This is a genomic window from Prescottella equi (genome assembly GCF_002094305.1).
Taxonomy (GTDB): domain Bacteria; phylum Actinomycetota; class Actinomycetes; order Mycobacteriales; family Mycobacteriaceae; genus Prescottella; species Prescottella equi.
In genome coordinates, this window is sequence record NZ_LWTX01000028.1 from 1 (window position 1) to 874 (window position 874).

At 69.5% G+C, this 874-nt stretch carries 1 protein-coding gene; it reads right to left on the bottom strand.

Annotation, left to right across the window (positions count from 1 at the left end; all coding sequences use genetic code 11):
• Positions 1-874 (bottom strand): pyridoxal 5'-phosphate synthase lyase subunit PdxS (gene pdxS / locus A6I89_RS24240; RefSeq protein WP_081123180.1); only part of this gene is annotated, 874 nt, incomplete at its 5' end.

Genomic DNA, 874 nt, shown 5'->3' on the forward strand with positions numbered 1-874 from the left:
TCACCAGCCGCGCTCGGCGAGCCGGTGAGGCTGCGGGATGTCGTCGACGTTGATGCCGACCATGGCCTCGCCGAGACCGCGGGAGACCTTCGCGAGGACGTCGGGGTCGTCGAAGAAGGTGGTGGCCTTGACGATCGCGGCGGCGCGCTCGGCGGGGTTGCCGGACTTGAAGATACCGGAGCCTACGAACACGCCCTCGGCACCGAGCTGCATCATCATGGCCGCGTCGGCGGGGGTCGCGATGCCGCCGGCGGTGAACAGGGTGACCGGGAGCTTGCCGGCCTTGGCGACCTCGACGACGAGGTCGTAGGGGGCCTGCAGTTCCTTGGCCGCGACGTACAGCTCGTCCTCGGGCAGCGAGGTCAGGCGGCGGATCTCCTGGCGGATCCTGCGCATGTGGGTGGTGGCGTTGGAGACGTCGCCGGTGCCGGCCTCGCCCTTGGAGCGGATCATCGCCGCGCCCTCGTTGATGCGGCGCAGGGCTTCGCCGAGGTTGGTGGCGCCACACACGAACGGGACGGTGAAGGCGAACTTGTCGATGTGGTTGTCGTAGTCGGCGGGGGTGAGGACCTCGGACTCGTCGATGTAGTCGACACCGAGGGACTGCAGGATCTGGGCCTCGACGAAGTGGCCGATGCGGGCCTTGGCCATGACCGGGATGGACACGGCCTCGATGATGCCGTCGATCATGTCCGGATCCGACATGCGCGAGACGCCGCCCTGGGCGCGGATGTCGGCGGGCACCCGCTCGAGCGCCATGACCGCGACAGCGCCGGCGTCCTCGGCGATCTTGGCCTGCTCGGGGGTGACCACGTCCATGATGACGCCGCCCTTGAGCATCTCGGCCATGCCCCGCTTGACGCGCGCCGTGCCG